General features: G+C 70.9%; 24 protein-coding genes. 11 read left to right on the plus strand and 13 right to left on the minus strand.

The features are described 5' to 3' along the window. Positions 1–61 precede the first annotated feature (61 nt). The gene (locus tag ACYVP9_RS17310) at positions 62–817 is read right to left on the minus strand and encodes an endonuclease/exonuclease/phosphatase family protein (RefSeq protein ID WP_460606165.1); all 756 of its coding nucleotides are present in this window, start codon (positions 815–817) and stop codon (positions 62–64) included. A gap of 53 nt (positions 818–870) precedes the next feature. On the opposite strand from ACYVP9_RS17310, the gene ACYVP9_RS17315 reads away from it, so the two are divergent. Further along, entirely contained in the window at positions 871–1,509 is a 639-nt protein-coding gene (locus ACYVP9_RS17315) for a CDP-alcohol phosphatidyltransferase family protein (RefSeq protein ID WP_460606166.1), read from the plus strand. Positions 1,510–1,568: 59 nt separating this feature from the next. Continuing rightward, positions 1,569–2,420: a YhjD/YihY/BrkB family envelope integrity protein gene (locus ACYVP9_RS17320; RefSeq protein WP_460606167.1), complete on the plus strand. Its 852-nt coding sequence runs from the start codon at positions 1,569–1,571 to the stop codon at positions 2,418–2,420. On the opposite strand, the gene ACYVP9_RS17325 is transcribed toward ACYVP9_RS17320, so the two are convergent. The 9 genes from ACYVP9_RS17325 to ACYVP9_RS17365 all read right to left on the minus strand — a co-directional run bounded on the left by ACYVP9_RS17325 (position 2,310) and on the right by ACYVP9_RS17365 (position 9,923). After that, on the minus strand, positions 2,310–3,788 hold the full coding sequence (locus tag ACYVP9_RS17325) for a phytoene desaturase family protein (protein ID WP_460606168.1): 1,479 nt from the start codon (positions 3,786–3,788) through the stop codon (positions 2,310–2,312). The genes ACYVP9_RS17320 and ACYVP9_RS17325 overlap by 111 nt on opposite strands. Before the next feature lie 24 nt (positions 3,789–3,812). Continuing rightward, positions 3,813–4,883 carry a glycosyltransferase family 2 protein gene (locus ACYVP9_RS17330; RefSeq protein WP_460606169.1) on the minus strand — a complete coding sequence of 357 codons (1,071 nt, stop codon included), beginning with the start codon at positions 4,881–4,883 and terminating at the stop codon, positions 3,813–3,815. Then, positions 4,880–6,427 (minus strand): FAD-dependent oxidoreductase, encoded by a 1,548-nt coding sequence (locus ACYVP9_RS17335; protein WP_460606170.1) that lies wholly within the window; start codon positions 6,425–6,427, stop codon positions 4,880–4,882. The genes ACYVP9_RS17330 and ACYVP9_RS17335 overlap by 4 nt, the downstream gene beginning before the upstream one ends. Positions 6,428–6,434: 7 nt before the next feature. Beyond that, positions 6,435–7,109 carry a carotenoid biosynthesis protein gene (locus ACYVP9_RS17340; protein WP_460606171.1) on the minus strand — a complete coding sequence of 225 codons (675 nt, stop codon included), beginning with the start codon at positions 7,107–7,109 and terminating at the stop codon, positions 6,435–6,437. Between the two features lie 151 nt (positions 7,110–7,260). Continuing rightward, the gene (locus ACYVP9_RS17345) at positions 7,261–7,818 is read right to left on the minus strand and encodes a type 1 glutamine amidotransferase domain-containing protein (protein ID WP_460606172.1); all 558 of its coding nucleotides are present in this window, start codon (positions 7,816–7,818) and stop codon (positions 7,261–7,263) included. Positions 7,819–7,907: 89 nt separating this feature from the next. Further along, entirely contained in the window at positions 7,908–8,681 is a 774-nt protein-coding gene (locus ACYVP9_RS17350; RefSeq protein WP_460606173.1) for a P-loop NTPase family protein, read from the minus strand. Positions 8,682–8,712: 31 nt separating this feature from the next. After that, entirely contained in the window at positions 8,713–9,360 is a 648-nt protein-coding gene (locus ACYVP9_RS17355; protein WP_460606174.1) for a DUF6308 family protein, read from the minus strand. A gap of 43 nt (positions 9,361–9,403) precedes the next feature. After that, positions 9,404–9,592, minus strand: coding sequence for a hypothetical protein (locus ACYVP9_RS17360; RefSeq protein WP_460606175.1), 189 nt, complete (start codon positions 9,590–9,592; stop codon positions 9,404–9,406). 157 nt (positions 9,593–9,749) lie between these two features. Further along, positions 9,750–9,923 (minus strand): CsbD family protein, encoded by a 174-nt coding sequence (locus ACYVP9_RS17365; RefSeq protein ID WP_460606176.1) that lies wholly within the window; start codon positions 9,921–9,923, stop codon positions 9,750–9,752. Between the two features lie 239 nt (positions 9,924–10,162). Here ACYVP9_RS17365 and ACYVP9_RS17370 point away from each other — a divergent pair, with 239 nt between their 5' ends. From ACYVP9_RS17370 to ACYVP9_RS17400, 7 genes are all read left to right on the plus strand, one after another. Next, positions 10,163–10,459: a PRC-barrel domain-containing protein gene (locus ACYVP9_RS17370; RefSeq protein ID WP_460606177.1), complete on the plus strand. Its 297-nt coding sequence runs from the start codon at positions 10,163–10,165 to the stop codon at positions 10,457–10,459. Then, positions 10,456–11,424: a TetR/AcrR family transcriptional regulator gene (locus ACYVP9_RS17375; protein ID WP_460606178.1), complete on the plus strand. Its 969-nt coding sequence runs from the start codon at positions 10,456–10,458 to the stop codon at positions 11,422–11,424. Before ACYVP9_RS17370 ends, ACYVP9_RS17375 begins: the two co-directional genes overlap by 4 nt. A 68-nt stretch (positions 11,425–11,492) precedes the next feature. After that, positions 11,493–12,677, plus strand: a complete 1,185-nt coding sequence (gene xylA, locus ACYVP9_RS17380; RefSeq protein ID WP_460606179.1) for an apurinic/apyrimidinic endonuclease family protein — start codon at positions 11,493–11,495, stop codon at positions 12,675–12,677. Position 12,678: 1 nt separating this feature from the next. Further along, positions 12,679–14,049, plus strand: a complete 1,371-nt coding sequence (gene xylB / locus ACYVP9_RS17385; RefSeq protein WP_460606180.1) for a xylulokinase — start codon at positions 12,679–12,681, stop codon at positions 14,047–14,049. Beyond that, positions 14,027–15,208: an ROK family transcriptional regulator gene (locus ACYVP9_RS17390; protein ID WP_460606181.1), complete on the plus strand. Its 1,182-nt coding sequence runs from the start codon at positions 14,027–14,029 to the stop codon at positions 15,206–15,208. Before xylB ends, ACYVP9_RS17390 begins: the two co-directional genes overlap by 23 nt. Next, a complete protein-coding gene (locus tag ACYVP9_RS17395) occupies positions 15,205–16,437 on the plus strand; it encodes an FAD-binding oxidoreductase (RefSeq protein WP_460606182.1) in 1,233 nt (410 codons plus the stop codon). The genes ACYVP9_RS17390 and ACYVP9_RS17395 overlap by 4 nt, the downstream gene beginning before the upstream one ends. A 152-nt stretch (positions 16,438–16,589) precedes the next feature. Beyond that, positions 16,590–17,732 (plus strand): IS30 family transposase, encoded by a 1,143-nt coding sequence (locus ACYVP9_RS17400; protein ID WP_460606183.1) that lies wholly within the window; start codon positions 16,590–16,592, stop codon positions 17,730–17,732. A gap of 65 nt (positions 17,733–17,797) precedes the next feature. On the opposite strand, the gene ACYVP9_RS17405 is transcribed toward ACYVP9_RS17400, so the two are convergent. Continuing rightward, positions 17,798–18,247 (minus strand): hypothetical protein, encoded by a 450-nt coding sequence (locus ACYVP9_RS17405; protein WP_460606184.1) that lies wholly within the window; start codon positions 18,245–18,247, stop codon positions 17,798–17,800. 68 nt (positions 18,248–18,315) lie between these two features. Between ACYVP9_RS17405 and ACYVP9_RS17410 the strand changes: the two genes are divergently transcribed. Continuing rightward, the gene (locus ACYVP9_RS17410; RefSeq protein WP_460606185.1) at positions 18,316–18,939 is read left to right on the plus strand and encodes a hypothetical protein; all 624 of its coding nucleotides are present in this window, start codon (positions 18,316–18,318) and stop codon (positions 18,937–18,939) included. Between the two features lie 653 nt (positions 18,940–19,592). On the opposite strand, the gene ACYVP9_RS17415 is transcribed toward ACYVP9_RS17410, so the two are convergent. Beyond that, on the minus strand, positions 19,593–20,711 hold the full coding sequence (locus ACYVP9_RS17415) for an IS110 family RNA-guided transposase (RefSeq protein ID WP_460606186.1): 1,119 nt from the start codon (positions 20,709–20,711) through the stop codon (positions 19,593–19,595). 2,311 nt (positions 20,712–23,022) lie between these two features. Continuing rightward, positions 23,023–23,382: a cupin domain-containing protein gene (locus ACYVP9_RS17420; RefSeq protein ID WP_460606187.1), complete on the minus strand. Its 360-nt coding sequence runs from the start codon at positions 23,380–23,382 to the stop codon at positions 23,023–23,025. Between the two features lie 131 nt (positions 23,383–23,513). Between ACYVP9_RS17420 and ACYVP9_RS17425 the strand changes: the two genes are divergently transcribed. After that, a complete protein-coding gene (locus ACYVP9_RS17425) occupies positions 23,514–24,341 on the plus strand; it encodes a MerR family transcriptional regulator (RefSeq protein WP_460606188.1) in 828 nt (275 codons plus the stop codon). Positions 24,342–24,472: the final 131 nt, after the last annotated feature.

Here is a 24,472-nt window from a genome sequence, read left to right on the forward strand (position 1 = left end):
CGTCCAGCAGTAAGTAAAGACGGACTCTAGTTACCGAGTGATCGTCGACACAAGGACCGGATCACGCCACGAGGTCGACGACGAGCGGACGGTGGTCGGACACCGCCACCCGCGGGGTGTCCGTCCGCACGACCCGGCCGACGTCGCCGCGCGCGAGCACGTGGTCGAGCTGCAGTCGCGGCGCGGGCGCCGGGAAGGTCGGCGCCGTGGCCAGCGCGCGGTAGCCGCTCACCCTGGCCGCGGCCGCGCCCCGGACGTTGAGATCGCCCAGCAGCAGCACCGGTCCGGTACGCGAACGCAGGTGGTCGACCAGCCGCCGCAGCTGCCACTGCTTCCACGCCGGGGTGAACGGCAGGTGGGTGCCGACGACCGTCCGCCCGTCGTCGAGCCCGGCCACGATCGCGACCCGCGGTTCCTCGCGGACGAGCAGCGGTCCCGCCCCCGGGATCCACAACGGCAGCACCACCGGGGCGGCGGGGATGCGGTACACCGACACGTCCCGCAGCGGCACCCGGCTCAGCAGCCCGCACCCGTAGGCCGGCCCGTCCTGCGGCCGGTCGGTCGCGCGGGTCCAGCGCCGGCCGGGCGTGCCGTACAGCGCGGGCGCGAACACCTGGTGGGTGGCGCCCATCGCCTGCGCCGCGATCGCGGTGAGGTCGGCTCCGCCCGATCGTCTCTGGTCGCGGTCGACCTCCTGCAGCGCGAGCACGTCCGCGTCGAGGTCGGCGACCACGCCCGCGAACCGGTCCAGGTCGACCCGACCGTCGGCCGGCGACCGTCCGGAGCAGATGTTGAACGTCGCGAACCGCACCGGCACGGCTTACCCACCGTTCCTGACTCGCGCGCGTGCGCCCTGGGCAGGCTGGCGGCGTGACCACGCCGCCACTCACCGACCGGGCCGAGCTCGCCCGGCGCTGGTCGGCGCTGCACCACGGCATCGACCCGCACTCGGTGCCGTTGCTCGGAGGCTGGCTGCGGCTCATGTGGTCGGGCGGGCGCGTGCTGGCGCGGGCGGGCGTCCCGCCCACGGCGGTGACGCTCGCCGGGGTGACCGCGGCCGTCAGCGCCGTGCGGCTCGCGGACGCGCGCCCGGTCGTCGCCGGGCTGACCGTCGTCGGCGCCGCCCTGTGCGACGGGCTCGACGGCGCGACGGCCGTCGTGGCCGATCGCCAGACCCGCTCGGGGAAGGTGGCGGACGCGGTCGCCGACCGCGTGTGCGACGGCGCCTTCGCGGCCGTGCTGGCGCGCCGCGGCGCGCCGGTGCCGGTGGCCGCAACCGCCGCGGCGCTCGCGTGGGGCGTCGACACGCTGCGCCGGGTGCGGCGCGTTCCCGCCACGGTGACCGTCGCCGAGCGTCCGACGTTCACGATCTGTGCCGCGCTCGCCTGCGTGTCGGCGCCGGTCACGCGCGGCCGGTGGCCCGCCGGGCTGAGCGCAGCCGTGTGGATCGGCGCGGGCGCGGCCGGTGTCGTCCAGCTGCTGCGCACCCCCGCCGGGCCGCAACCATGATTGCGCGACTTCGCGCAATATCGCGTGCGTTGCGGCAGCGGGCCCGCCGGTCGGACGCGATGGTCGTTGCGGCCGCCCTCACCACGTACTCCGCACTCGGTCTCGTGCCGTTGCTCGCGATCGGCGTGCGGGTGGCCACGGCGGTGTTCGGGTCCGGTGCCGTGCTCGAGACCGCGGACGGTCTCGCGCGCTACCTGCCGGGACCGCTGCACCTCGACGACCAGGTGGCCGGCTTCGCCCGCAGCGCCGTGCAGGCACCGTGGTGGACGGCCGTGCTCGCCCTGCTGCCCGTCTCGATCTACGCCGAGGGCGTCGTCCGCAGCCTGGAGCGCTTCTCGCGCGCGCCGGAGCAGCGCTCCCGTGCCCTGCGCGGACGGCTGCTGTCACCCCTGTTCGTCGTGCTCGCCGTGGTGTTCGTGCTCGTCGCGGTGGCGTGCCGCCCGCTGCTCGACGACCCGTTCGGCGCCGGCGCCGGAGCGCGGGTGCTCGGCGTGTTCATCGCCTTCAACCTGCTGTTCTTCGCCGTGTTCGGCGCGCTGCTGCTGGTGTACCGGTTGTTCGCGACGACCCCGCTGCGCCGCGGGCCGCTGACCGTCGCGGCGTTCGCCGCGGCGTCGTGGATCGCCGGACAGTCGCTGGGCTACGTGCTCGCGATCAGGCTCATCGACGGCTTCGACAACGGCTTCGGGCGCTACGCGCCGGCGGCCGAGGTGGCCGCGCTCGTGTTCCTGGTCTACCTGCAGCACCTGATCCTGGTGTTCGGCTACCTGCTCGCGCTCACCCTGCACGAGCGGGGCGCGTCAGGCGGCGCCGATGTCGGCGGCGACGGCGCGGGCCGAGAGGGCGACGAGCGGCAGCCCGCCGCCGGGATGGGTCGACCCGCCGACCAGGAACAGTCCGCGCGTCAGTGACCGGTTGTGCGCGCGGCCCAGGGTCGCGCGCAGCCCGTGCTGCACCTGTCCGTAGATCGCGCCGCCGGGCGCGCCGGTGTCGCGCTCGAGGTCCGCGGGCGTGCGGACGGCCCGGGCGATCACGCGGTCGCGGACGTCGAGGCCGCGCCCGGCCAGCTGGTCGAGCAGCCCGTCGGCGTAGCGGTCGGCGAATCCCGGCGCGGTCCAGTCGACGGTGCCGGGCGCGTCACCGTGGCGGGGCGCGTTCACGAGCACGTACACCGCGCGGCAACCCTCCGGCGCGACGGCGGCGTCGACGGGCGCGTTCAGGTACAGCACCGGCTCGCGGACCGGACGCGCCGGCGTCGCGAAGATGGCGTCGAACTCGTCGTCGTAGGGGGCGGACCCGAACAGCACCGTGTGGTGCCCGAGCGCCGGCAGCGCGTCGCGCACGGCGAGCAGCAGCACGACCCCGCCGAGCGAGTCGGCCGGCGGCACCGGACGGCGCGTGCGGTGCAGCGACCCGTAGAGCGTGTGCGCGTCGACGCCCGAGACGACCACGTCGGCATCGAGCCGGCCGTCGGCGAGCTCGACGTGCGACACCCGCCCCTGCCCACCCACACCGGTGACGGCGGTGTCGAGGCGCAGCCGTCCGCCCAGCTCGGCGAAGCGGTCGGCGAGCGCGCCGGCGAGCCGGTGCAGGCCGCCCTCGACGTACCAGGCGCCGAAGCGCTGCTCGAGGTACGGCACCACCGCCAGCGCGGCGGGCGCGCGGCGCGGATCGCTTCCCTCGTAGGTGGCGTAGCGCTCGAGCATCAGCCGCTGCCGCGGGTCCGGCAGCAGCTCGCGGGCCACCGAGCGCAGCGTGCGGTGCGGTGCGACGGCGCGCAGGTCGGCGATCCGCGCGAGCCGGGCGCCGAGACCGAACACGGTGCGCGCAGACAGCGTCCGCCCGAAGACCGGCTCCTCGACCGCCGACCAGATCGCCGCGCCGCGGTCGAGCACCCGCTGCCACGCCGCGCCGGTTCCCTCGCCGAGTGCGGCGTCGAACAGGGACGCCTGCCGGTCGAGGTCGTCGACGGTGTCGACACGCGCGCCGTCGGCGAAGCGGTAGTGCGCGACCGTGTCGAGGCGGCGCAGCGGCAGCACCGACGACAACGGGTCGCCGGTCGCGGCGAACAGGTCCTCGAACACCTGCGGCAGCGTCAGCAGGGTGGGCCCGGTGTCGAAGCCGAAGCGCCCCTCGACGGTGTCGAGCACCTGGCCCGCGAGCTTGCCGCCGACGGTGGGCGCCGCCTCGCACAGGGTCACGTCGTGGCCGAGCGCCGCCAGCCGGACCGCCGCGGCGAGGCCGCCGACGCCGGCGCCCACCACCACGACGCGTGCCACCCGTCCGACAGTACGGACGGGACCTCAGGCGACGACCGGGCGTGACTTCCAGCGCAGCACGCCGCGGCGGTGCAGCACGGCCGAGCGGACGCTCAACCCGGCGAGCACGGCGATCGACGCGGGATGCGCGAGCGCGTCGGGCAGCGGCCGTCCGCCGGACGCGCGCGCGGTGATCACCCGGCCCAGCACTCCCGCCGCGTACCCGACCGCTCCGGCACGCGACCCGCGCAGCGCGGCCAGCGCGGGCAGCGTCCAGACCGCCAGCAGCCCGGCCGCCGTGGTGATCGCACCGGCCTCGCCGCCGAACGCCGACCACAGGGACTTCGCGTAGCCGTCGCGCAGCGGCGTCCAGCCGTCGTACATGCGGCAGGTCGCGAGCTCGTGCCCGGCGACGACCCCGCCCCGTCCGCCGGTGGCCTTGACGGCCCGCACCAGCGCGACGTCGTCGAGCACCTCCCCGCGCACGGCGGCGAACCCGCCGGCCCGCTCGAGCGCCGAGCGCCGCACCACGACGAACTGTCCGCACGCCGCCGTCAGCGACGGCCGCGGCGAGCGCTCGGCGATACGCAGCGGCAGGGTCGTGAGCCACGACCACTGCAGCAGCGGCTGCACCAGCCGTTCGACCGGCGTGACGGCGAGCTGCTTCGGGAACGGGCAGACGATGTCGAGAGCGTGGGCGTCGAGCAGGGCGACGGCGCGGTCGACGGCGCCCGGCCCGAGCCGCACGTCGGCGTCGACGAACACGAGCAGGTCCGCCGTCGTGGTCGCCGCAAGCTGCGCGCACGCCCACGGCTTGCCCAACCACCCGGGCGGGGGCGGCGTACCCGGCACGACACGGGCGCCGGCAGCCGCCGCGCGGCTCGCCGTGTCGTCGGACGACTCGTCGTCGAGCACCGTGACCGGATGCGCGATCGCGGCGATGCAGTCGCCGATCGCCGCGCCCTCGTCCCGCGCGGGCACGAGCACGGCGACCGAGTCGGGGTCGAGCGGCGCGGCGACGACGGGCGGACGGCGCAGCAGCCGCGCGTTCACCGCGGCGTGCACGGCCCCGGCGGCCGCGAGCGCGCTCGCCGTGCGGACGGCGGTCGAGCTCATCCCGCCCGGCCGCGCACCAGCCGGTCCGCCCGGGAGTGCCGCGCCACCCAGGTACGCGCGCGGGTCGGCACCGTCCAGAGCTCGTGCCCGGTGACGCCCCACCCCTCGAGCAGCGCGTTCGCCGCCTGGAAGCCCGTGGTGGCGGCGCGCTCCATCAACGCGACCGGGAAGTCGCAGCGCACACCGTCACCGGCGAGCACGATGCGCGGGTCGGGGGTGACGACGCCGGGACGCAGCGCCCACGGTTCGGTGCCGACGAGCGGGCAGTCGGCCTGGTGCAGGTACTGCTCGGCGACGATGCTCGCGTCACGGAACTCCGGGTAGAGCCGCTCGAGCACCGTCCGCATCTCGGCCTTCACGCCGTCGGCGCCACGCGTCGGGTCGAGGGCGTAGGCGTGGATCTCGACGACGGAACCGCGATGCGTCTGCGACCACGTCGCGGCGCCGGCCTCGAAGCGTTCGAGCAGGCTGATGTTGTCGACGATGCCGAACCCGGCGGTGCCCAGGAACGGCGGACGGTCCCCGGCGGCGGCGGTGTCGGTCCAGATGCGCCAGACCGCGAACGGCGGGGCGGACCGCAGTGCGGCGAGCCGGTCGCGCCAGCCGTCGTCGGCGACGGACCCGTCCGCCAGCAGCGCCTGCGTGGTGGTGAGGTCGGTCGCAACCACGACGGCGTCGGCTCGGATCTCACCGGCCGACGTCGCGACGGCGACACCGTCCGCGCTCGGACGAACGCCGGTCGCCGCCGTGCCCGTGAGGACGTCGGCATTCATACCTGTCAGGTATCGGTGCAGCGGAGCCCACAGCGCGGTGTCGTAGTCGTCGGTGGGCACGTCGAAGAGCAGCCCCTCGGCCGACCCCAGGAAGTACGCGTGGAACATGGCGATCAGCTCGCCGGCCGAGAAGTCGGCGGGGTCTGCGAAGAAGCTGCGGGCGAACACCTCGAGCGCCAGATGCCGCGCGGCCTGCGGGAAGCGGATGCGTTCGAGGTACTGCGATGCGCTCTCGCCGTCGTGCTCGGCGAACGTGCCCGGGAAGTCGACGGCGAGCATCTCGGTGGCCGCGACCCCGTCGACCCGCAGCAGGTCGCGCAACGTGAAGGTCTTGCTGCGCAGGACGAAGCCGGCCAGGTTGAGCGGCGGGGTGCGCGGGATGTTCGTGAACGAGTCACGGAAGCCGTCGGCGGACACCAGCGGGTAGTCGGCGATCGGGGTCAACCGTTCGAGCACCGGATCGGTGCGGCGCAGCAGGGCTCGCAGGTTGTAGTACTGCCGGAAGAACGCGTGGAAGCCGCGGCTCATGGTGCGGCCGTCGCCGACCGGCCAGGCGCGCACGCGTCCGCCGAGCTGGTCGTACGGCTCGACCAGGGTGACCGCGACCCCCCGTTCGACGAGCGCGGTGGCAGCGGCGATGCCGGCGATGCCCCCGCCGAGCACGGCCACGTGGTGCTGCCGTCCGTCGTCCGGTCGTCCGCTCGCTGCGGGGTGGCGTTCGGCGAGCCGGTCGTGGCCCGGAGTCCAGCGGGTCCGGCGGCGCGTCGTCACGTCCCGATCATGCCCGCCGTGCGCGGACCGCACCGACCAGGGCGGGCAACGCGAACGCCCCCATGCCGACGAAACCCCAGGCGGCGGCGGCGCGCAACGGCAGGAAGACGGCGAGGGCGAGCGTCCAGGCCGACCAGAACCAGACGTACACGGCGAGGCCGAACGCATCCGGCCCCGGACGCAGCACGGTCTGGACCAGCGCCGAGAGCAGCAGGCTCACGAGCACCCACCCGAGCAGGTTCGTCAGCGGCACGTCAGGCACGCCGGGCAGGTACGCGAAGGCGCCGCTGTCGGCGGTGTGCCACGTCCACGCACCGGCGAACACCATCTGCGGATCGAGGAAGAGATCACCCGCGGTGGTGGCGAGCGCGCCGACGACGATGCGCGGGCCGAGCCCGTCGACGAGGCGCGACGCCACGACCGCGGCCGGCCAGGCGAGCATCGTCCACGCGAGCCCGATGACGAGCGGCACCCCGAACAGCTGCGGCCCGAGGGCGTGCGAGTAGTCGTACGAACCGAACGGCACGCCGGTGTTGACGCCGACGACCTCGGACACGAAACCGGGTACGGCCGTCACCGCCAGCAGCACGGCAGCGGCGCGAACCCCGAGCGTCGCGGCGACCCGGGCCAGGCAGGCGGCCGCGAAGACGACGACCACGCCGACCGTGAGGCGCTCGCGCACCGTTGCGTCGGTGACCGGCCACAAGATCTGCAGAACGACGCCGAGCGCGGCTAGGGTCCAGGGCAGGGCCGTCCGAAAGGTGACCCGGACCGGCAACCCGGGGCGCGGTGTCGCGAGCGCCGCCGCGTGCGGGTCCGGGGTCACCGGACGGCTACGAGGCGAAGGCCGCGATCGCGGCCTTCGCGAACGCGTCGAGGTCGTCGGGGTTGCGGCTCGTGACGAGCGTGAAGCCCTGCTCCGGGCAGGTGACCGCTTCGTTGTCCTGCCACTCGGCACCCGCGTTGCGCAGGTCGGTCTTCAGGCTGGGCCAGCTGGTGAGCGTCTTGCCGCGGACGACGTCGGCCTCGACGAGGGTCCACGGTCCGTGGCAGATCGCGGCGATCGGCTTGCCCGCGCCCGCGATGTCCTTCACGAACCGGACGGCGTCGTCGTCGAGCCGCAGGGCGTCGGGATTGGTCGTGCCGCCGGGCAGCACCAGGGCGTCGAAGTCACCGGCCGACGCGTCGCCGACGGCGAGGTCGGCGTCGAAGGAGTCGCCCTTCTCGACGTCGTTGTTGAAGGCCTGCACGCTCGACTTCTCCGGCGCGATCAGCGTGGTGGTCGCACCGGCCGCCTCCAGGGCCTTGCGGGGCTCGGTGAGCTCGACCTGCTCGACGCCGGAGTTGGCGACGAGGATCGCGATGCGCTTGCCGTTGAGTTCGTCGGACATGTGCGGGGCCTTTCCACGAGTGGCGCGGACGGTGTTCGTCCGTCACCACTCGGCTACCCCCGCCCCCCGACCGACAAACCCGGCGCGATCTAGTGAGGAGCATCAGGCCGGGCCTGCAGGACTCGTTGGTTCCGGCGGACGGACTCGAGTTCGAGCGATGAGTCGGCGCCGTAACGCGACTCCACGGCCAACGTCACCCGGTCGGCGCGCTCACTCATGTACACCCGGACGTCCGCCACATCTGCGTGCGCGGCAGACCACGGATGCTCAACCCACGCGGGAAACAACTCCGGCAGATTCCGTCCCGATGTGACTCGGCTCGTCATGACGACCGACACACCCGAAAGCTGTGCACGCCGGCGAACGGCCCTGAGCAGCGCCTGCCGTTGAAGTCCATCTAACGGAGCTTCACCTGCGCGCGGCAGCTCCAACTCATCGAATGTGTCGACAATGACGACGCGATGACGCCCACTGACGGTTTCCTCGTCATCAATAGGCAGCCACTGCGAGACCGAAAGCAAGTCGAGATCGCTCTGACCGGCGCCGCTGGCATGACCCGGTGCAGTCCGCGAGAGTGAGCGATCAGCTCTGCGAAGCCTGGTGAGCACGTCGGAAGCAGACAGATGCCCTTGCAGCAAGAGGGTGGGCACGGCTCGCGAGGCCTGGACGGCCAGGTGACACGCCAAGGTGGTGACCCCGACGCCGCTGGCCCCGACGATCGACCACACGAGGCCAGCCCGCAGGCCGCCGGTCGCGTCGTCCAATCCGGCCAAGCCGGTCGGCACGGGTTCTGGTTCTTCCGCGGCTGCTTGCACCAGCTCGGCAACGGAGAGGAAGCGACCGCCAGGCAGCTGACCGAACATGCCAGCAGCATCGCGCCCACCTACGACATTTCTAGATGTCTTGGCCCCTCATCCAGAGCACGACGTCGATCGTTCGGAGCACACTCAGATCGGCCCGCGCGCCGGAGTCGTCTCGTAGCGATGTCCAAAGACCCTGCCGGTCGGGGTTACCGGCGAAGTACTCCCACATGCACGTCCAGATACTCCTCGGTGCGCCCAAGGAGGCCTTCACCACGGAGTCGTAGACGGGAATCAGATGTGGACGCTTTCGCGCAAGCAGCTTCCCCGCGGTCACCCACCCCACACCCCTGTCGAAGGTGTCAACATTCCGCTGCAGCAATCGCCAAAGCTCATTGCCGGCCTCCCACCACTCGGACCGTGTCGGCTCGCCAACCTCATATATTGCGTGCTGGGGTATCCGGCGGAGCAAAGTCTCGACGGCTGCGGCGTCGTCCACGAGGATTCGATACGCCGCGGCGGGCGGGACCTGCACGCTGAGCATCGACACGGCGACCAGATCGTCGCTGGTGATTGCATGGGCGTTCTCCTCGTTGGCGTCCGCGCGAAACGAGTTGAACCAAGCGCCCGTAAATCTGTTGGGTGCGAAATAGGCGGACAGCGCCCCGATCGACTGATTCCGGCGAGAAGTAGCAGCTTCGTCGAGAATCTCGAATTGTCGGTCGTACTGGTGCTCGGCCATTGCCGCATGCTCCACAGATTTCGTGACCAGCACAAGGCACGGTTCAGCGGCGTCGGCGCAGCAGCCTCGTCCGGCGCGGGTGGTTCTGCTCGGCCTCGTGCCGATCGAGACGCTTGCGCGCCCAGCGAGACCCGAGCGCGGCGAGCAGTTTGAACACGCCGCTCACGAAGAACCAGAGGATGCGACCGATGACCGCCCACACGCTGCGCTTGGTCTTCGTCCTCGAACTCACGGCACGGTCCTCTCGTCGACTGGGCACGAGGTGCCCTGAACACCCGAAAGGGCGGGTGCGCCGTGGTGGCGCCCCGCCCGTCGGGTCGTGCTGGGTGGTGCTGGGTGGTGCTGGGTCGTGCTGGTCTTGCTGGTCGTGCTGGTCGTGCTGTGGTGCGTCAGTTCTTGAAGGCGTCCTTGACCGACTCGCCGGCGTCCTTGACGTTCGCCTTCGACTGGTCCTTCTTGCCCTCGGCCTCGAGGTCCTTGTTGTCGGTGGCCTTGCCGACGGTCTCCTTGACCTTGCCGACAGCGTCCTCGGCGGCGTTCTTGATCTTGTCGACGGCGCTCATGGAGCACTCCATTCATCGGACTCACGGCCGCCCTTCGCGGCCGTGGTGCGGGACGGTTCAGGCCGTACATCCGTCACGCATGATGGTTTACCCCGTAAACACCGGTCGTAACCCCGACCGTGTGTGACGCCCGTCAGGTGGGCCCGGTCACCGCCCGAGGATCACTTCACGCGGACGGTGTCCGATCCGGGTACATGTGGGCTGGTGACAGTGTCACCGGCGCAATCGGAAGGAAAACTGTGAGCCTGCGCGGATCCCTGGTGCGCGACGTCGAGTCCGCACCGATCGGCCGCGTCCTCGACGTGTTGCTCGATCCCGACTCCCGTGACCCGCGGTGGCTGCGGGTGGGGTTCGGCGATGTCGACGGACAGGCGGTGCTGGTCCCCGCGCCCTCGGCGAGCGAGTTCGCGCCCGGCGAGCTGATCGTCCCTTATGACGCCGCCACCGTCGGCGCCGCGCGCCACGACGAGGGCACCTTCGTCAGCGAGGCCGAGGCCGTCCGGCTGCGGGCGCTCTACGGGTTCCCGAGCGCATGACCGGATCCACGACCTCGCACCAGGGCGGCCGCCAGCGGCAGTTCACCAACGACGACATCCTGCGCGCGACCGTCGCGCTCATCGAGACCGAGGGCCTCGGCAAGCTCACGATGCGCCGGCTCGGCGCCGCGCTCGGCGTCGAGGCGATGGCGATCTACCGCTACTTCCCGAGCCGGCAGAGCCTCGTCAACGCGCTGGTCGACTGGATCGTGCTGCAGACGGCCATGGACCCGGAACTGCAGTTCGACGAGACCGACGACTGGCGCGACTACCTCGACCGTCTCGCGCACGGCATCCGGCAGATGGCCCTGACTCATCCGCGTGTGTTCCCGCTGATCGCGACGACTCCCACCGAGGCCCCGTGGATCCGTCCGCCGATGCGCTCGCTGCAGTGGGTCGAGTCGTTCCTCGTCGGGCTGCAGGACCACCACTTCCCGCCGCCGGCCGCCGTGACCGTCTACAAGCAGTTCAGCAGCTTCCTGCTGGGCCACTTGTTGCTCGAGGTCGCCGCGCTCGGGCTCGACGACGACCCGATCGCGGGGGCGCCGCGTTCCGGCAACGACGAAGACCGCTCGGTCGCCCGCGCGCAGCGCAGCGAGCAGGCCGAGAAGGCGGAGCGGGCGATGCGCGACGGCGACGGTCCCGACGCCGAGGAGATCCTCGAGGCGAGCGACTCGGCCACCGCGTCCCTCGCCGAGGAGCCCGTCGTCATCGCCGCCGAACCGCAGATCGCCCACGAGACCGAGGCCGCGGTGCAGGCCGCGGACGCGCCCGTCGACGCGGTCTCGGCCACCGTCGATCTGCCCCTGGCCGCTGCGGTGCCGTCGACCACCGGCCTCGACCTGGAGCAGTTCCCGCAGGTGCAGGCGCTGGCGGGCCTGCTCGCCCAGGACACCGCGCCAGGCGACTTCGAACGCCAGCTCGACCGTCTGCTCGACGACCTCGAGACACTGCGCCGTCCCTGACGCTTGTTCCGACCGACGTCCGCGGAGTAGCGTCCGACTAAATTCAGTCGATGAACTAAAGGACGGTCATGCCTCTCCAGCCCACGCGCGACGACCACTTCAGCTTCGGTCTCTGGACGGTCGGGTGGCAGGCGCGCGACCCGTTCGGTGACGCGACCCGTCCGCCCATCGACCCGGTCGAGAGCGTCCGCAAGCTCGCCGAGCTCGGCGCGTGGGGCGTCACGTTCCACGACGACGACCTGATCCCGTTCGGCTCGTCCGCGTCCGAGCGCGACGCGATCGTCGACCGGTTCAAGACGGCCCTGTCCGAGACCGGCGTGGTCGTGCCGATGGTGACCACGAACCTGTTCACCCACCCGGTGTTCAAGGAGGGGGCGCTCACCGCCAACGACCGGTCGGTGCGCCGCTTCGCGCTGCGCAAGCTGTTGCGCAACGTCGAGTTCGCCGCCGAACTCGGTGCCGAGACGTTCGTGATGTGGGGTGGCCGCGAAGGCACCGAGAGCGACTTCAACAAGGACCTGCAGGCCGCGTTCGACCGCTACCGCGAGGGCATCGACACCGTCGCCGGCTACATCAAGCAGAACGGCTGGAACCTGCGCATCGCGCTCGAGCCGAAGCCGAACGAGCCCCGGGGCGACATCTTCCTGCCGACCGTCGGCCACGCGCTTGCCTTCATCGAGCAGCTCGAGCACGGCGACATCGTGGGCGTGAACCCCGAGGTCGGCCACGAGCAGATGGCGAACCTCAACTTCGCGCACGGCATCGCGCAGGCGCTGTGGGCGGACAAGCTGTTCCACATCGACCTCAACGGCCAGCGCGGACCCAAGTTCGACCAGGACCTGGTCTTCGGCCACGGTGACCTGCTCAACGCGTTCGCGCTCGTCGACCTGCTCGAGAACGGCGCCCCCGGCGGCGGCCCGGCCTACACCGGCCCGCGCCACTTCGACTACAAGCCGCTGCGCACCGAGGACCTCGACGGCGTCTGGGTCTCGGCCGCAGCGAACATGCGCACCTACCTGCTGCTCAAGGAGCGGGCGGCCGCGTTCCGCGCCGACCCCGAGGTCGTCGAGGCGCAGCAGGCCGCCGGGTTCACCGAGCTGCGGGAGTCGACCGTCGGCGACGGCGGCGTCGAGGCGCTGCTCGCCGACGAGTCGGCGTACGAGACCTTCGACGCGGACGCGTCCGGTGCGCGTGCGACGGGTGTCGTCCGGCTCAACCAGCTCGCGATCGAGCACCTGGCCGGAGCGCGCTGACGTGCCCCTCGTCGCGGGCGTCGACTCCTCGACGCAGGCCTGCAAGGTGCTCGTCGTCGACGCCGACTCCGGTGAGGTCGTGCGCTCCGGGCGCGCGGCGCACCCGGACGGTGTCGAGGTCGACCCCGCGGCGTGGGAACGCGCACTCCACCAGGCCCTCGAGCAGGCCGGCGGCCTCGATGACGTCGAGGCGCTGGCCGTCGCCGGGCAGCAGCACGGCATGGTCGCGCTCGACGCCGACGGTTCGGTCGTCCGTCCGGCCGCGCTGTGGAACGACACCCGCGCGGCAGCAGCAGCGCTCGACCTGGTCGACGACCTCGGCGGCCCGCAGGCCTGGGCCGACGCCGTCGGTTCGGTGCCGGTCGCGTCGTTCACCGCCTCGAAGTTGCGGTGGCTCGCGAACACCGAGCCCGACAACGCCGCCCGCGTCGCGGCGGTGTGCCTGCCGCACGACTGGCTCACCTGGAGGCTCGCGGGCGCGCCGGGCCTCGACGCCCTGACCACCGACCGCGGCGACGCCAGCGGCACCGCCTACTGGTCTTCGTCCGAGGGCTGGCGACAGGACCTGGTCGCGCTGTCCCTCGGTCACGAGGTCGCGTTGCCGCGCGTGCTCGGCCCGTCCGAGGCGGCGGGACGGACGCCCGACGGCGTGCTGCTCGGCGCGGGCACCGGCGACAACGCCGCCGCCGTGCTCGGCATCGGCGCCGGTCCCGGCGAGGTGCTCGTGTCCATCGGCACGTCCGGGGTGGCGTGCGTCCGCGCGCCCGAGGTGACGTCCGACCCCACCGGCATCGTCGCAGGATTCGCCTCGGCGTCCGGTGACTTCCTGCCCCTCGTGTGCACGCTGAACGCCGCCCGGGTGCTCGACGCCGCGGCGCGGCTGCTCGGGGTCGACCACGACCGGCTCTCGGCACTCGCGCTCGAGTGCGAACCCGGTGCCGGCGGGCTCGTGCTGATCCCCTACCTCGAGGGCGAACGCACTCCCAACCTGCCCGACGCGACCGGCACCATCGCCGGGCTCACGCTGCGGACCGCGCGTCCCGAGTTCCTCGCCCGCGCGGCCGTCGAGGGCCTGCTGTGCGGGCTCGCCGACGCCGTCGACGCACTGCCCGGATCGGTGTCGTCGGTGCTGCTCGTCGGCGGCGGGGCGCGCTCGCTCGCGGTGCAGCGCCTCGCGTCCGGTGTGTTCGGACGGCGCGTGAGCGTCCCGGCCGCGCTGGAGTACGTGGCGTTGGGGGCCGCGCGGCAGGCGGCGTGGGCGCTGTCCGGCGCGGCCGAGCCACCGCAGTGGCAGCGCGCCGTCGACGCCGAACACGACGACGCGGCGCAACCCGCGGTGCGGGAACGGTATGCGTCCGTCCGTCCCGTCTGATTCCGGACCGGCCTCGGCGCAGGGCATGCGCCGGCAGAACCGGTCGCTGGTGCTGGCCGCGGTCGCGGCAGGGCCCGCGCGCTCGCGGGCCGTGCTGGCCGCCGAACTCGGCCTCTCGCGCGCGACCGTCTCGGCGATCGTCGAGGACCTCGTGCACGACCGGCTCGTGCGCGAGCTCGACGCCGACCGGTCCCTGCCCGGCCGTCCCGCGGTGCCGCTCGACCTCGACCCGGACGCTCTCGGCGTGCTCGGCGTCGAACTCGGCGTCGACCACGCCACCGCGCTCGTCCTCGACCTCACGGGCGCGGTGCGGGCACGGCACCAACGCGAGCTGGGACGCGTCCGCACGCCGGCCGCGACGCTGCGGCGGGTGGCGGCGGTGGCGCGCGACACGATCACCGCCGCCGGGCTGCGCGTCGACCACGGCGCGCTCGCCGTGCCCGGGCTGCTCGACCGCAACGGCACCGTCCGCCGGCTGCCCAACCTGCCCGGCTGGGAGGGCACGCACGTCGCCGGCCGGCTGGCGACCGACCTCGGTCTCGCGGTGCGCGCCGACAACGAGGCCAACCTCGCCGCGCTGGCCGACCTCGCGCTCGACGACCTCGGCCCGGAGTTCCTGCACGTGTCGGGCGAGATCGGAGTCGGCGCCGCGCTCGTGCACGACGGCCGCGTCTACCGCGGCGCCCACGGCTTCGCCGGCGAGCTCGGCCACGTGGCGATCGAGCCGGACGGGCCGGAGTGCGGCTGCGGCGCGCGCGGCTGCCTCGAGCAGTACGCCGGACGGCACGCCGTGCTGCGCGCCGCCGGCGTCGACACCGTCGCTGCGCTCATGTCCGCCGCCGACCGCGGCGAGCCCCGCGCCTGCGACGCCTTGGCCGCCGCCGGGCACGCGCTCGGACGTGCGCTGGCCGACGCCGTCAACCTGGTCGACGTGCCGGTGATCGTGCTCGGCGGGCTGTACGCGACGTTGTTCCCGTGGTTGGCACCGCCCGTGCGCGACCAGCTCGCGTCCCGGGTGCTGGGGCGCGGACAGGCGGAGGTGCAGCTCGTCCGCTCGCCCCGCGGGGCGGACGCGGGCGCGACCGGCGCCGCCCTCGACGTCCTGGCCGATCTGCTCGCGGGGCGCATCGACCCCGCGCCGACGAGGAGTGCTCCATGACCGACACCATCGCCCGCAACTGGTCGGGCAACATCGCCTACGGCGCGCGGGAGTTCGCCCGTCCCGGCACGGTGGCCGAGCTGCAGGAGGTCGTCGCGCGTGCCGAGCGGGTGAAGCCGCTCGGCAGCCGGCACTCGTTCAGCACCGTCGCCGACACGTCCGGGGTCTCGGTGTCGACCGGCGACCTCGACCTCGAGGTCTCGTTCGAGGGGGATGTGGCAGTGGTCCCGGGGGGCCGCAGGTACGGCGAGATCATCCCCGTGCTCGCCGCGCAGGGACGCGCACTGGCGAACCTCGGTTCGCTGCCGCACATCTCGGTCGCCGGCGCGGCTGCCACGGGCACGCACGGGTCGGGGTCCGGCAACCGCTGCCTGGCCACGCACGCCGAGGCGGTCGAGTTCGTCCGGGCGGACGGATCGCTCGACGTCGTCCGTCGCGGGGACGAGGACTTCGCCGGCAGCGTCGTCGCCCTGGGCGCGCTCGGGGTCGTGACCCGCATGTGGCTGCGGACGGAACCGGCGTTCCGCATGCGCCAGGACGTGTGGGTCGACATCCCGTTGGCGACCGTCGTCGACAACCTCGACGACATCATGGACAGCGCCTACAGCGTGAGCGTGTTCCGCCGTCCCGGCGAGAATGCGCAGATCTGGGCAAAATCGCGGGTAGACGGTTCCCGGCCGGACGGTCGTCGCTGGGGTGGCCGTCCCGCCGAGGGTCCGATGCACCCGATCATCGGGGAGGACCCGGCCGCCACCTCACCGCAGCTCGGGCAGGAACGCGCGTGGCACGAGGTGCTGCCGCACTTCCGCATCGAGTTCACGCCGAGCAACGGCGAGGAGCTGCAGAGCGAATTCTTCGTGCCGCGCGCGATGGGCCCCGATGCGCTCGCCGCGTTCCTCGCGCTCGACCTGGGCGACCTCGTGCAGGTGGTCGAGCTGCGCACCGTCGCCGCCGACGAGCTGTGGGTGAGCCCGGCCTATCAGCGCGACAACTTCGCCATTCACCTCACATGGGTGCTCGACGAGCCGGCGGTGCGCGAGGCGTGCGCGCGCATCGAGGCCGCACTCGCGCCGTTCGAGTACCGGCCCCACTGGGGAAAGGTCTTCACCGCCGGACGGGACGAGCTGCACGCCGCGCACCCGCGCCTCGCCGACTTCGTCACCCTCGCGGCGCGCGTCGACGCGGAGCGATGCTTCGCCAACGACTACCTCGACCGTCTCGTCTACTGACGCTTCCGTGCCCGCCGTGCGGGCGGGAGTTGCTGGATCCGCGCCGAAGGCGCGTGCAGCAAGACCTTCGGGACATCCGAACATCCCGGCGGTCTCAACGGGTCAACGCAACACTGCCTGAAATCGCTCGAGCGAAAAGGGAGTGTTCGGTCGTGACGCGGTCGAGGTTGACGCCTGTGCAGGTCGACGAAGTCTGGCTGCGGTGGCGTTCGGGTCAAGCGGTGAAGGTGTTATCGCGGCAGATGCGGGTCAGTCCGTCGACGGTGCGTGCTCTGCTGCAACGCACTGGCGGGATCCGGCCGGTGCCGCGCCGGCGCTCGCAGCTGCGGCTGACGATGCTGGAGCGTGAAGAGATCTCGCGCGGCCTCGCCGCGGGGTGGTCGGTGAGGGCGATTGCTGCAGGCTTGCAGCGATCGCCGTCGACGGTCAGTCGCGAGGTGCTGGCCAACGGCGGCCGTGACGGTTATCGGGCTGCGGCGGCTGATGCCGCTGCATGGGCGCGGGCGGTGCGGCCCAAGCCGTCAAAACTAGCTTCGCGAGTGGCGTTGACCGATTTGGTGACCGAGAAGCTCGAGGCGGACTGGTCTCCGCAGCAGATCGCCGGGTGGCTCAAACTGGAGTTCACGAACGATCCGGAGATGCAGGTGTCGCACGAGTCGATCTACCGATCGTTGTTCGTGCAGTCCCGCGGCAGTCTGCGCAAAGAACTGACCGCGCACCTGCGCACGAAGCGGGCGATGCGCCGACCGGCCGGTGCCCGACAGGCCGACGGACGCGGGCTGCGACCGAACATCCTCAACATCTCTGAACGCCCGGCCGAGGCAGCCGACCGCGCGGTTCCTGGGCACTGGGAAGGCGACCTGGTGTTCGGCAAAGCAATGAGTCCGGTCGCCACTCTGGTCGAACGCACGACGCGATACCTGATGCTCGTCGCGCTGCCGAACGGCCACCGCGCAGAGCTGGTCGCCGATGCCCTTGCCGCCAAGATCACCAACCTGCCCGAAGCGCTGACTCGCACGTTGACCTGGGACCAAGGCCACGAGATGGCCGCCCACGTCAGGTTCACCAGTGAGACCGGTGTCCAGGTGTACTTCTGCGATCCGAAGAGCCCGTGGCAGCGCGGCAGCAACGAGAACACCAACGGACTGCTGCGCCAATACCTGCCGCGCACGGTCAACATGCGCGACTACAGCCAGGCCGACTTCGACGCTATCGCCGACCGACTCAACACCAGACCTCGACAGACACTCGGATTCAAGACACCATCGCAAGCATTAGCCCAGGTGTTGCGTTGACCGCCTGAGCCCGCACCGATGAGCGCGCACCGCGCGCGACCATGCCGATGAGCGGTCGGGTCGAGTTAGATAGCCGCGGCTGCCGCCGCCAGCGTCGTGCCCTCACGTCGGTTCATGCGCAATGAGCTAGCGACGATCTCGACGACGTTCTCTTGCAACCGCAGCACGTGGTGTTGAAGCTCAAGAAAGCGCTGTGGCCGGTGGTAGGGGTGGACGCGGTTCTCCAATTCAAGACCGGCGATGAGCTCGCTGTCACGGACGGCGCCGAACCAAGACACGTCTTGCAAGCCCTTCTCCCAAAGCCGGTGGCCCTCAATCGCTTCGTCATTCGGCGGCCGCATGCAGGAGAAGACGCAATCGGACCACGTGAAGACGACGCAGCGCTGGTCCTCGTCGCTCGGGGGCGGCAGCAACGCGAGGGTGGTCGGCGCGAGGTCTCGAGACACCATGACTGCATCAGGCGCATTCGGGTCCCAGCGGACTCCGACAACGACCGGCTCAACGCGCTCAGGCACGAGGCACACAGTAAGGCCTCGCTTGCGACCATGCCGATGAGCGGACGAGCCCGATCTACGATCTTTGAATGGCACAACAGCGCGGCCCGATGTCGGCGGCTGAAATCCAAGCCGAGCGTGAGCAGCGATTGCGCGACGACCCTGAGTACCGTGCCCGCGTCGAGCAAGCCGACGCGGAGCGCGCTGAACGAACCCGGCTGAAGCGCGAGGCCGAGCGGCCTGTGCTCGACGAGCTTCGGGCGAGCGGTATCGAGGTTGACTCCCTCTGGAACCTCTACAGGACCCCCGACGCTCAGCTCAAAGCCGCACCAACCCTGATTCGCCACCTTTCGGCAGGCCATCCGGACTCGACCATCGAGGCCATTGCAGCTGCTATCGGCGTCGAGGGCGCACGCGCTTGGTGGGCGGATCTTGTTGACCTATACGTGTCCACAAGCAGCACTCTCATGCAAGACCGCCTCGCGTCGGTGCTCAGCCAGGCTGCGACGCGTGCGCATCTCGATCAGCTAGTCGGCTTCGTCGAGGACGAGGCCCTCGGCGAAAGCCGGATCTACCACCTGCGGCCAATCAATCGGATAGGCAATCGAAGGAGCCCAGGTGCAGGTCGTGCGGTAGTCACTCGTTACGTGGACGACCCGGTTCTTGGTAAAGAGGCCGCTGCGATCCTCGCCGGCAAGGGACCGAAGGACTAGCTGGCGCAAGCGTCCGACCATGCCGCTGTCAGAACTGGGCGCTTGCTGTGCAACGTCCGCGCCCACGCATAGCGTCTAGTGGTCATGCAGCCACCGAGGGTCGAAACGGCGGACGCGCCGACGCTACGTAACTCGAAGATGATCGTCGCCTGCATGTTGGCGGCGCTGCTGGCCGGTTGCACGGATGGCGGTTCGACAGTCCTGACGTCGACAGCACCCAAGTCCAGCAGCCGCCCGACAGGGGCGAAGACTGGCACGCTGGTTGTCCATCTCGGGCTCTACGGTGGGCCAGGCGGCAGCGATGGCCGCCAAGCGTTCACGGACGCACCTCGGGTGGGTCAGACGGTCAATCTGACCCGCTCCAACACTCACGTCACGTTGCGCGACTTCACCGACAGTTCGGGAAATGCGGTCTTTCACGTACCAGCGGGCGTGTACCTGGCAAGCTCAACCGGCTGCGGAGGTCCGCCGCCCACACGTGTCAACGTGCGTGCAGCTACCCGGTCCCGCGTCGAGATCGTCTGCGCAGTTCCCTAGTCAGAAGAACTCCGACGGCAAGGGCCGCGCGCGAGCGTCCGACCATGCCGCTGTCGGCGCGGGAGCGTCCGACCATGCCGCTGTCGGCGCGGGAGCGTCCGATGCTCCTATGTTGGTCAAGCAGCGATAGCCGTCATTGTCGTCGTGGTGCTGCTGGTGGCCGGTGGCGGTAGCGCGGCGAAGATCTCGCGGGCGATGTAGCGCTTGAGGCAGCGCATGATTTCGCGTTTGGACAGGCCTTCGGCGGTGCGTCGGGCGACGTAGCGGCGGGTGGGATCGTGACGGCGTAGCCGGGTCACGGTGATCATGTAGAGGGCGCTGTTGGCATCGCGGTCACCGCCTCGGGACAACCGGTGTCGTCCGGTGGTCCTGCCGCTGCTGGCCGGTTGCGGGCAGACACCACACAGCTTCGCGAAGGCCGCCTCACCGGTGATGCGGTCGGCGTTGTCGCCGGCGGTGATCAGTAGTTGGGCGGCGGTCTCGGAGCCGACGCCCTGCAACGCGATCAGCTGCGGCGCGTAGAGACTGACCAGGGCAGTGAGTTGCTTCTTCAAACCCCTCGCCTCGGCGTCGAGGGCGAGCCAGCGGGTGGCCAGCTCACGCAGCGCGGTCTTGGCCGCGGCCAGGTGCAACCGTTCGGGTTGGTCGGTCAGTGACGCCAGATCGCCGGTCTCTGCGCGCAGCCGGGCGCAGCGGGTCACCAGCGCCCGGCCCTTCACGCCCTGCAGGTGTTCGCGCAGCTCGTCCGGGGCGGCCAGCACGGCGGCGTGCAGCGCGTTCGTCGCCTGCGTGCGGGCCTTGACCGCGGTGCTGCGGGTGACGCGCAGCAACCGGATCGCCTCCACCGCGCCGGTGCGGGACTTCGGGGCGGCGGTCGCGGTGCCGGCCAGCACCGCGCGGGCGGCCTGCTCGGCATCCAGACGATCGGACTTGCCATCACGCCGCCGCGCCGCCCGGCTGGGCCGATTCACCTCGACCACCCGCACCCCAGCCGACTGCAGCAAGCGGGTGAGCGCCGCACCGTAGCTGCCGGTGCCCTCGACACCGACCGACTCGAGCTCGCCGAACGATCGCAGCCACGCCAGCAGCCGACGATGGCCCGCGCCGGTCGCGGGGAACTGCTGGTCGCCCAGCAGCCGACCCGCCGAATCGATCACCGCCGCGTGATGGGTGTTCTTGTGCGTGTCCACTCCGCCGATCACGTGAAGAGCGACGCGCTCCTGAAGGGTTGTCATCCTGTACCTGCCTCCCGCTAGGTCGTATCTGGCGGTGGCAGCCGATCGGGCGGTACGGACAGGTTGTGACGGGGCTTCTGGCCAAGCTCCTATCAGGTCACGACCGCCTGGTCGGCCCACCAAACAGCACCACACCGAGCCGGTCGACAGATCGGACGGAAGACACCGCGGTCAGACCATGGCCTGGGTCAGACCGACCCGGTGCAGCACCATCCCGATACTCACAGACCATGCCGCTGTCGGCGCGCGCGGGAGCAGATGTGAAAGCCAGCCTTCCGCCCCGATCTAGAGTCATGGGAATGACCGCGCCTGGGGCCGCGCTTCGCGGCCACTGCCCGCCGGACTTCCGCTGGCAAATTCGGCTAAGTGGCACACGCGGCGTTGGTACGACCAGCTCGGCTATTTACGAGCCCGATCTTTGGCGAACCCGGGGTGGACTCGAGACGCGAAGTGGCTCGCCCAGGTGCTAGAGACTGAGGGGGGCCACGCACCCGACGACGAACGTGCGCTGTATCGAGAGGCCATCGCCGCGGCGCGCAGGTACCCGCGAACCGCAAGCGGCCATGCCCACGAAGAATCAGCCTGGAACGAGGTACTAGCTGCTATCGACGCGATCTTGACGGTCCAACAATCACGGCTCGCTGGCCCAGGCGCGTAGCGACCGAGCGTCCGACCATGCCGCTGTTGGCGCGAAGCGTCCGACCATGCCGCTGTCGGGCGCGGCCTGGATCGTTCGGGTTACGGAGCCTTTAGCTCCGAGGGCCACTCCCGTAGGGGCAAGCCTGCCCGCACGTAGACGCCGGCCCATTGCCCTCCAGCACAAACAGCGATGCGGGGCGAGATATTACGAAGCGAGAACACTCCCGCTCTTCCGATCTTGTCGCCGCAACCCAGGATGTCGGCGTCGCCCAGACGTTCCCACTGCTCGAGCGACTGATTCACCGGCCCACGGTTCTCGAACTCAACGCGCTGAAACCGCACGGAAGGTGCACACTCCGAACCTTCCGACGCGTCTGAACCTATTCCGCAACTCACACAGCCGAGCATCGCCATTCCGACTGCTGACGTGCTCAGCCATCTCGACAGACGAAGCCGACCAAACATGGCCGCAGGTTACAGACGGACGCGACTCACGCCTATGCGCGCGCAGGGTCCGACCATGCCGCCGTCGGCGCGCGAGCGTCCGACCAATCCGCTGTGGTAGCGGGTGGATAGACCATTTTCAAGGTCTCGAGGGGCCACTTCTGTCCGAGCCGCACTCAGTCCAAGCGTGTGCGCGCGGAGCAACAATCGTCCTGCAAGCACCATCAGCACGAGACACGGCACGAGGAAGGAGGGCTCGTCGCCCGCCAAGTAGACGACGCTGGTGATTGCGTTCCCGAGAAGGAACAGACCAGCAATGAGCCACGCCAAACCGCTCCGGAGCAGCGCTCGGGCGTAAGTGCCGAGACCAACCGCACGGACATCCGCTACCAAGCCACCCACGGCGCCTCCCAGTGGCTCGCAGAGTCAGTCAGCTCGCATCATCACCTTCCCGCGTCCGGAATCGTCCGGGCCGACGGGTCTCGGTTGTGCCGGTGTCACGCCGGCGAGAGCGGCTTTTGCCGCGGTGGAGCGGCGTGTATGCGACGGGGTCAGACGCGGCCGAGAGGATTGCGCGGCCGGGTCCCGTGAGCCGTGAACACCGGGCCAGGGGTGGTGTGTTCGAGACCCCCGCAGCCGTGCAACATGGGCCGTTCGCGGCGGACGGATTCGGCGTAGGACAGCCCCGTTTGCCGACCCGGTCGAAGCCCCGAAACCCCAGCGGATGGACGGCGGCCGGTAGCACTGCGGACGATGCTCAGGCGTGGCTTCGGGCAGGGCGCGATCTGGGGCCAGGCATCGTCATCGACGTTGTCGGGGTGTTTGCGTCGGGCGAACGCCTCGGCCCAGACGCCGTCGTCGAACATGCCCGCGAAGGTACTCGCGACCGGACGTCACGCCTAGATGCGAACACGACCGAGCTGCCTCCACGCGCTCCCGGCCCGACCGGCCGAGCCCATGCGCAGAGTCCGGCGGCCGTAGCGGGAGGGCGACCTGCCAAGTCAGCAAGCCCATGGACTTCGAAGCGCGAACAGCGCCGTCATCGCCGCTATTCAGCGCGGTGCTGACCTCACGTACGGCCAGGTGCAGGTAGTCATCACAGCAGGCGACGTGCCCTACAACTGACGGTCGCGGACAGGCGTATGCCCGCGCCGACAGCTGCATGGTCGGACGCGCAGCGCCGACCGGGCCGCCACCCGCCCATCGACAGGATCGATCCGGGGAGCGGTCAGCGCCGCTCTGGACCAGCGGTGCACACGGCGATCAGCACCAGTCCATCTGCGCCGGCGTGCACACTCCGAGTTGCCTCGACTCCTACGGACACGAAGTCGCCTCGCTCAACTGCAACTGACTCCCCGTCGACATCGACCCATCCGCTTCCTTCGATCACCGCGTAGGCGTCCTCCGCCCCGTCGTCCTGGTGATGGTGGGCAACGGTGTGTTGGTGCGCGGGCAGCTCCACCTGGTAGATCGCGAAGGTCGTCAACGCAAGACTTTCGCTGATCCGCCTGTCGAAAGGGCTGGCCGCCGGGTGCGGGCCGCGACCCAGCTCCACCGCTGCTGCGTTGATCTTGTGATAGCTCGACACCGTGCCAACCTAGGCCCACGGAGCGAGAAACACTCGCGCCTCGTCGATCGCTAAATCGTGACGTCCCGCTCGCGCTCACGTGCAGAACGTCGCTTGACCTTGCCGCGTGTGAACCGCCTAGCGTTCGAGGCATGAGTGTCCGTGCGAACGGAATGCTGACCGTCAGCGAGGTCGCTCGCCGTGCCGGCTTGACCGCGAGAGCGTTGCGCCACTACGACCAACTCGGCCTGCTCGTACCTGAAGCGGTATCCGACGACGGCTACCGCTGGTACGGCGAAGCTCAAGTCGACAACGCCGTCATGATCGCTCGGCTTCGCTCCCTCGACGTGCCTCTCGGCGCCATACGAGCAATCCTCGCCGGCGCTGACGGCGCAGAGGTGCGTCGCATCCTCGCCCAGCAACGCGCCGCCCTGCAGGCCCGCGACGACGGCATACGTCGCGCGCTCCACTCGCTGGACCATCTTCTCGACGACGAAAGAGGACTACCGATGGCGCTACAGGCAGATGTCGCTGTTCCGGCAGACGACGAGCGACAGCTCGCCATCGCGCTGTTCAACGACACCTGGACGCTGCTCGAACAGGAGAGACGTAGCCCCGAGGAGGACGACCGCTTGATTCACCTCGCACACGCATCGCGGCTGCACTGGGACAACGTCGGCGACGACCAGAACCGCCTCATCGGCGAATGGCAGATCGCACGCGTCTACTGCGCTCTCGGGCGCAGCGAGACCGCCGTGTTCCACGCGAGACGATCCGTGGACTACGCCGGACGCGCCGGCATCGACACGTGGGCTGTCGCCAGTGCCCACGAAGGCCTGGCGCGTGCGCTCGCGGTTGCCGACGACATGGACGCAGCCCGAGACGCCCGGGACAGAGCGCTTTCCATCCTCGCGGACGTCCCTGACCCTGAGGACCGAAAGATCGTGTCAGCGGACATCGACACGTTGCCCATTCCCTGATTCCGGCCGGCTGGAGGAGGCGACCCACGGTCCGCCCTTCGCGTCCGACGATGCCGTTGCCGGCGCTACGTTCAGTCCGTCTCGTTGCGTGGCTTTGCGAGAAGCCGGCGGACGTGCTCGTGCGCCTGGGC

The organism is Jatrophihabitans fulvus (genome assembly GCF_054781375.1).